Origin of the sequence: Streptomyces sp. MB09-01 (assembly GCF_033794505.1) — a bacterium.
Classification (GTDB): domain Bacteria; phylum Actinomycetota; class Actinomycetes; order Streptomycetales; family Streptomycetaceae; genus Streptomyces.
The window spans coordinates 1-6481 of the sequence record NZ_JARAYQ010000359.1; the positions used below are offsets into that span (position 1 = coordinate 1).

At 70.6% G+C, this 6481-nt stretch carries 8 protein-coding genes and 1 pseudogene; 6 read left to right on the top strand and 3 right to left on the bottom strand.

Translation table 11 applies throughout. From position 1 onward, the window contains the following. Nucleotides 1-202: hypothetical protein (locus PV721_RS39680; protein ID WP_319733169.1), on the bottom strand; the 202-nt coding region annotated here is incomplete at its 3' end. Nucleotides 203-636: 434 nt separating this feature from the next. Here PV721_RS39680 and PV721_RS39685 point away from each other — a divergent pair. The 3 genes from PV721_RS39685 to PV721_RS39695 all read left to right on the top strand — a co-directional run bounded on the left by PV721_RS39685 (nucleotide 637) and on the right by PV721_RS39695 (nucleotide 2993). After that, nucleotides 637-798 carry a hypothetical protein gene (locus PV721_RS39685; RefSeq protein ID WP_319733170.1) on the top strand — a complete coding sequence of 54 codons (162 nt, stop codon included), beginning with the start codon at nucleotides 637-639 and terminating at the stop codon, nucleotides 796-798. A 375-nt stretch (nucleotides 799-1173) separates the two neighbouring features. Continuing rightward, nucleotides 1174-1686, top strand: coding sequence for an HNH endonuclease family protein (locus PV721_RS39690; protein WP_416371279.1), 513 nt, complete (start codon nucleotides 1174-1176; stop codon nucleotides 1684-1686). Nucleotides 1687-2069: 383 nt separating this feature from the next. After that, nucleotides 2070-2993, top strand: coding sequence for an Imm49 family immunity protein (locus tag PV721_RS39695; RefSeq protein ID WP_319733172.1), 924 nt, complete (start codon nucleotides 2070-2072; stop codon nucleotides 2991-2993). Between the two features lie 195 nt (nucleotides 2994-3188). Here the strand turns inward: PV721_RS39695 and PV721_RS39700 are convergent, their stop codons facing one another. Next, the gene (locus PV721_RS39700) at nucleotides 3189-4013 is read right to left on the bottom strand and encodes a recombinase family protein (protein ID WP_319733174.1); all 825 of its coding nucleotides are present in this window, start codon (nucleotides 4011-4013) and stop codon (nucleotides 3189-3191) included. Between the two features lie 90 nt (nucleotides 4014-4103). On the opposite strand from PV721_RS39700, the pseudogene PV721_RS39705 reads away from it, so the two are divergent. Continuing rightward, nucleotides 4104-4481: pseudogene (locus tag PV721_RS39705) on the top strand (ATP-binding protein); the annotation flags it as partial. A gap of 83 nt (nucleotides 4482-4564) precedes the next feature. Next, entirely contained in the window at nucleotides 4565-5341 is a 777-nt protein-coding gene (locus tag PV721_RS39710; protein ID WP_319733176.1) for a hypothetical protein, read from the top strand. An 87-nt stretch (nucleotides 5342-5428) separates the two neighbouring features. Here PV721_RS39710 and PV721_RS39715 read toward each other — a convergent pair whose 3' ends face one another. After that, nucleotides 5429-5710, bottom strand: a complete 282-nt coding sequence (locus PV721_RS39715; protein ID WP_319733178.1) for a hypothetical protein — start codon at nucleotides 5708-5710, stop codon at nucleotides 5429-5431. 223 nt (nucleotides 5711-5933) lie between these two features. Between PV721_RS39715 and PV721_RS39720 the strand changes: the two genes are divergently transcribed. Then, nucleotides 5934-6481: helix-turn-helix transcriptional regulator (locus PV721_RS39720; protein ID WP_319733182.1), on the top strand; the 548-nt coding region annotated here is incomplete at its 3' end.

A 6481-nucleotide genomic window follows, 5' to 3' on the forward strand; every position in this document is an offset into this window, starting at 1 on the left:
GCTCGGGGGCGGGGCTGGGCGGGATGCCGGCGGCTGCGGCTGCGGAGCTGAGCGCCTCGGGGGCGATGCTCGACTGCGATGCGGACGGCGAGGCGGCGACCTTGTCGTCGGGCTTGGGCTCGCTGGTGAGGGCCTCGGAGCAGCCGGTGAGGGCGAGGAGGCCGGCGGCGGCGAGGAGGGTGATGGTGTGGTGTGTGCGCATCGCGTCATGGTGTCGGCGCCGGGACCGGTGTGGGTGGGCTGTGACTGATCTGTGACGCGCGCGGCTCCCTCTTTCGCTTCGCCAGCCCGCGCGGGGAGCGGCCCTCGCAAGACCGGCCGGGCGACGGCGAAAGCGCAGGTCGCCGCCCGGCCGGTCCGGGCTGACTACCTCGATGATCTGCCGGGCCCAAGGCCTACCGGGTCAGGACACGAGGCGTGGGATGGCCGAGTACCCGCTCGACTGGACCACGCTCCCGAAGGGCAAGCCGCTGTACGAGGCGGACGTTGACCTGTCCGGGCCGGTCGCGGACTACGACGCGCATCTGTCGGTGATCCGGGACGCGGCCGTCCAACTTTCCCCCGGACCTCACCGGGCTCCTCACCCAACTCGTCCGCCGGCTCGATGGACTGGCCGCCGAGGAGCCGCTGGTCGCGTTGAAGGCCCTGGCCGACCTGCGGTACGTGATCGCCCAGGTCGGCCGGGACGCGGCGGGCGACGTCGTCGCCGGGGAGGTACCGATCGAGCAGGTGGCGGTCGCGCTCGGCACCAGCGAGGCCGCAGCCCGCAGCTACCTCGGGAGCTACCTCCACCCCTGACCCGGCCACGCCCCAGCCGGCCCGGCACCACGAGCCGCTCCAGTTCCCGGACGCCGGGTTACTCGGCGCTCTGGAGTGCCGTTTTTCCCCGGTGAAAGGCCGCGCCCACCCGGGTGATGCGCACGCTGATCCCCTCCCCCGCATCGGGGTTGTCCGGCTACAACGCGGGGCGTGATCAAGAACCTGCTGCAGCGGGCCGTGCCCGCGCTCGCCCTGTCGTTCTTCCCCTCCTCGCCACCGCCGTGCCGGCCCACGCCGCCGACGGCAAGGAGGCCTTCACCTCCACCCTGACCCATCTCCGCCGTACGCGAGTCGGCGTCGCTCTTCGAGGGCATCGACCGGATCCGCGCGGCCGCGGAGTCCCGCGACGGCTACGTGCGCACCGCGTTCAAGCACTGGAACACCAGCCTGCTCCCCGACGACGGCTGCAACACCCGCTCCGAAGTCCTCTTGGAAGAAGCCGTCGAGCAGCCCGAGATCGCGGCCCCCGGCTGCAAGCTCACCGGCGGCAAGTGGTTCTCCCCGTACGATGACACCTGGGTGACCGCGGCTTCCGGCCTTGACGTCGACCACCTCGTACCTTTGGCCGAATCTTGGGACTCCGGGGCCTCGGCGTGGACGGCGAAGCGCCGCGAGGCCTACGCCAACGACCAGGACACGCCCACCTCGCTGATCGCGGTCACCGCGAAGTCGAACCGGGCCAAGGCCGACAAGGACCCGGCCGAATGGCTGCCGCCGGCCGCCACCTACCACTGCGCGTACGTGACGGGCTGGGTCGAGACCAAGCTCCGCTGGGACCTCGCCGCCGACGACCGCGAGCGCGAAGCGCTCCTCGGGCTGGCGGAGGACTGCCCCGGTGCCACCGTCTCCTACGAGACCGCGCCGTAGCGGCTCGGGTTCAGGCCAGCCGGGAGCCGATGCGGAAGCGCATCTCCCCGGCAGCATGACGGACCTCCTCGGGCTGCGCGTCATCGTCGAGCACCCCGAGGAGAACCATCAGGGCCCTCGCCTCGTCCCCGCTGATCAGTTTCAGGCGTGGTCCACCGGGAACGGGCTTGGTTCGCCCTCTCCCGCCCGCACGGCGCCTCCGGGTCCGATTCCGCGCCGCACGGCCTGGCGGGCGCTCTGAGGGGCTTGTGTGGCCTCGGGGGGCGGGTGGGGCCCCGGAGCCGGCCGCCGCTCCCCAAAGCCCGCTCGGGCGCCCCGGCTTGCTTCGAAACGGCAGGTTCACTCCGTACGGCCTGTCAGTGCCCGCTGGCAGGATGGCGGACATGACGATCAAGGACGTGGCACGCCACGACGTTGCCGAAGAGCAGATAGACGACACCCTTCAGCGCGGAGTCAGCCGGGTCGTCGGACACTGGTCCGCCATGCGTCATGACGGCCGTCCTCTGCGCCAGGAGCTGCGGGAGATGGGCGGCGTCCTCCTCGACCTCGCTGGGGCCCGAACCCTGGAAGATCCCGAGCTGGACACGCCAGGTTCGCGTGAGGTCCTGCTCACCGCGGCGGAGTGCGCCCTTGGGGAGCTGGGCCTGGGCTGCTTCCCCGATGGCGACTGGGACGTCCCTCTCCCTCTCGTCGGCGAGTCGCTCACCAGCGAAGAAATGGACTACGAGGAGACCTGGGAACCGGCATCCCCCGCCACCACCGCCCAGACCTGGGTGAGGGCCTTCGCCCTGTGCGTGATCAGCGGCCTCGCGTGGGAACGCAGCCGGGTCATCGGCCCGCTGCTGCGCGAGGACTACGCTCCCGCCATCCGCGACGGAGTGCCCTACTCGACGCGTGAGTCGGTCTCCGCCCCGGCCGACCTCGCCGAGATGGACGCGCTGTGCGAGTACCTGACCATCGTGCAGGGGCGTTACCCCGGCGCCCTTCCCGGACCCGTCCCGCTGGCCAAGCCCGACATCGAAGCGCGGACGCGTGCCGCCGAACGGCTCGACGCGGCCGGCGCCCTGGATGCGGACCAGCGGCTGCTGCGCGTCCTGCTCGACGACGACCAGTCCGCCTTCGAGCAGGTCCTGGCCGAAAGGCTTTTGGAGCACCGCGCGAGCGTGGGCACCGGCCCGGCGCCGCGAACCCTGTTGCCGGTCAGGGCCGCCGCAGTGTCCGCCCTCGCCTCTCTCGCGCACGGATGGCGGCTGGGCATCAGGTCGGCCTACCTGCCCGACTCCCTGCTGCGCGCCCCGCAGCACTGACGAAGCCGTCGCCCCGAGGACGGCGTGCCCCCCGGACCAGAGTGTCAACTTTTCGGTGACAACCGCTTGTCGTGTGGAAGGGTGGCCTCCATGGCGATCGACCACGCGAAGCAGCGGCGAATGCAGGAGGCAGCCGAGGAGGGGGTATCGCCGAGATACGGGTCAAAGGGGCAGTGAGTTGATCTTAAAGCCCTGTCAGGTGGTGCCTTCGGCCTCGTCGGTGTCGGCGAGCATGCGGTAGACAGTGGCGACCGAGGGCCGCTGGCCCTTGTTCTTGCCCGAGGTGATGACCAGCTTCTGGGCAATCTGCGGTACGGGCACGCCGTTGGCCCGCAGGCTGCGGGCGTAGTCGGCCATGTCGTCGTCGACGACCTTGGGGCGTCCGCCGTGACGGCCACGCTCGCGGGCGGATGCCTGGCCCTCCAGGGACTTTTCCCGGATGTACTCGCGCTCCGACTCCGCCATGCCGGCGAAGAACGCGAAGAGGGCGGCGCCGTGACCGGATGGGTCGTAGACCCCTTGGAGGGGTCCGGTGAGGAGTTCGAGCTGGATGTCGTGGTGGCGCAGGCCCTCGGCGATGGCCAGAAGTTCGGCGGCGCCGCGGCCCAGACGCTTCATTTCGTGCACCGTGAAAATCACCCGTTGGTGGGGGACGGCCTTCTTGATGGTGCGGGCGAAGTCCATCGCCTTGACGAACTCGGGCCGGACTTTGACCCGGGTGCTGATCTTCTCCGAGAAGACCGGGTCGCACCCGGCCTCGGCGAGCGCGTCGAACTGGCTCTGGAGTTCCTGCTGGGCGGTGCTGCACCTCGCGTAGCCCACTCTCGTGGGTTTCGTGGTGGCCTCGGGCACGGCGGCGTCGATGGCCGGGCCCGTCTCCCACGCGTATCCGGGGCCGCGGTCGGCGGGGGTACGGACTTCGAGTTCGGCGCGGAGTCGGGGGACGAGCATGAAGCGCGGGGTGTGGTACTTCGGGGCGACCTTGCCGCCGCGGGTGCGGCAGGTGCTCCCGGCGGGCACCTCACACGTGGGGCAGTCGAACTGTTCGACGGCGACGGCCGGGCTGCCGCCTGGATCTGGACCACTACCTCGAGGCCCTGATCCGCAAGCCGGGTGCAGTACGTGCTGGCGACGAAGCTGGTCAACGAGCTCGTCGAGGCTGCCGACGAAAAGCAGCTGACCAAGACCATCGCCCGCTATGGCCGCGTCGACCTGCTCTGCATCGACGAACTCGGCTACATGGAACTCGATCGCCGCGGCGCCGAACTCCTCTTCCAGGTCCTGACCGAACGCGAGGAGAAGAACAGCGTCGCCATCGCCTCCAACGAGTCCTTCGGCGGCTGGACCAAGACGTTCACCGACCCCCGTCTCTGCGCGGCCATCGTCGACCGCCTCACCTTCAACGGCACCATCATCGAGACCGGCACCGACTCCTACCGCCTCGCCAGCACCCGAGCTCGCGCCGAAGAATCGGCCAAGGCTGGCTGACCGCTGCCGCTGCCTGCCTCGACGGCCCGCCGCCCTCCGGGCGCCGGGCCCGGCCTCAAGTGCTCCAGTAGGCTGCGCTGGTCATGGACACGCACGCCGCACCCGAGCACCCCCAGCACGACGCGATAGCTTGGGGTCCGCCGATCCGGCAGCTCTTCCGGGATGTCATCGCCGAACGCCTGCCGGACCGGATGCCCCTCCAAGCGGCGATGCTGTTCGACTCAGAGACCGATCCCGCCTGGGACGACCGAGCCTTCCTCGCCGAGTTCTACAACGAGATCCTGCACCAGGACGCCTGCCAGCCCCACACCGCCGAAGGCCTCGCCCTGCTCGCGGCCCTGGCCGTCGACGACCGGATTCCTGCCCGACACCGGTTCCAAGCCGTCGACCTGCTGTTCCGCGCCGCCACCGTCGATGAGCGCCACCTTGCCGAGACCTGGCCAGCCACCCCGCAACATGCCGATCCCGACAGCGAGGCCCGGGCCTGCAAGGCAGTCCAGTTGCACACCCCTGATCTACTGGCCCGCTGGCCAGCCGAATGCCCCGCAGTTCGGCTGGCCCTCGCCGGCCTCGCCGTCGTCTTCCCGACGGACCGCACCCTGCCCGCCCTGACAGCGCGCCTGCACAGCTTCTTGAGCCAGCACCCCCAGGGCACCGACATCGGTGACTACGTGCGGTTCATCCTCGTGCTGGCCGCCCAAGACGACAGCCACACCCTCGCGGTGACCGAGAAACTCACCGACTCCTACTGGACGGGCACAGTGCGCGGAGTGCCGACACGGGCACGAGCTCTCCACCTCCTCGGCCAGATGCTGACCAAGGTCGGAGCTGGACTCACCCGGCCACGCGCCGGGCAGTGACGCCCCGCGGGCGCTGCTAATTCTCGTGAACACTCACGGGCATCAAGATCCGCAACTGCTGCCCAAACCGGCGGACAAACGCTGCCCCTAGAAGTGAACAAAGCCATTCAGGGGTTGGTCGTCGATCGTGTCCCAGTCCAGGGGGTATTGAGCAGCGCTGCGCCATCCGCACGCGCACACGGCCCGGAGGGCCTCGGCGCGGGGGCGGCGGGCCCGGCCGTCGTAGGCCGTCCAGTGCGTGGTCGACGGCACGTTCGGGCCGCTGCCGACATCGAAGTACACCGGCCCCGGCTCGTTGCCGCCGACGAGCACACCCGCCGCACCTGCGTGCGCGTCCCCGAAATCCACCGTCCACCAGTCCCAGTCCACCAGCGCACCACCCTCTCGTAGGTCCCCACCGACAGGCCGGCCGGATCCCGTCTGCGACCCTGCCCCGGCCGCGCACGCGCCCACACTCGGGCCGCCCCAACAATCAGTGCGGTTGGACGGGCCCCGCGACACAGCTCAAAAACACGACACCCCCGATAAGGTTAAATCCAACATCCAGGTGAGGTTAATTTTGCTAGGGTTCGGGGTGGAGGTGGTGGAGGAAATGGCCACGCAGGAAGAGCTGTTCGACGCGGTGGACGCACTGCTGGAGGGCGAGCCGCAGTTGCCGTCCCCAGCCGAGCGGGCGCGGCTGCGTGAGGCGGCGGGTGTCACCCAGGCCCGGCTCGCGGCCGCGTTAAAGTCGACGCCGCAGACGGTGAAGAACTGGGAGAACGGCCGCTCCGAGCCGAGGCCGCCGCGGCTTCAGGCCTATCTGCGGCTGCTGGACGGCTGGGCCGAGCGCTATCCGGCACCGGCCGCTGCCGCACCCACGCCCGCGGCGGTTCCGGAGGCGTTCACCGGCACCGCGGAGCAGCCCGCCGAGTCTGCCGAGCCCGCCGCGGCCTCCACCGCCGCGGTGCTGGATCCGGTCGTGAAGGCGCGGGTGGAGGCGGCCGGGCCGTCGGCGACGTCGCGCCGCCCGGTGAAGAAGGGCGCCCCGCTGCCGGCTGTCGACCCGCGGTTCCCGCACGGCCCGCTCGTGGTCCTGGACGGTGACGGGAGCGCGTACGGCGTGGACGGGATCGTGCTGGACTGCCCGGCCACCACGAT

What these genes read in the sequence shown, in the direction of transcription:
- PV721_RS39710 (WP_319733176.1), top strand. Translation starts at nt 4,565, where the DNA reads ATGGACACGCACGCCGCACCCGAGCACCCCCAGCACGACGCGATAGCT.
- PV721_RS39695 (WP_319733172.1), top strand. Translation starts at nt 2,070, where the DNA reads ATGACGATCAAGGACGTGGCACGCCACGACGTTGCCGAAGAGCAGATA.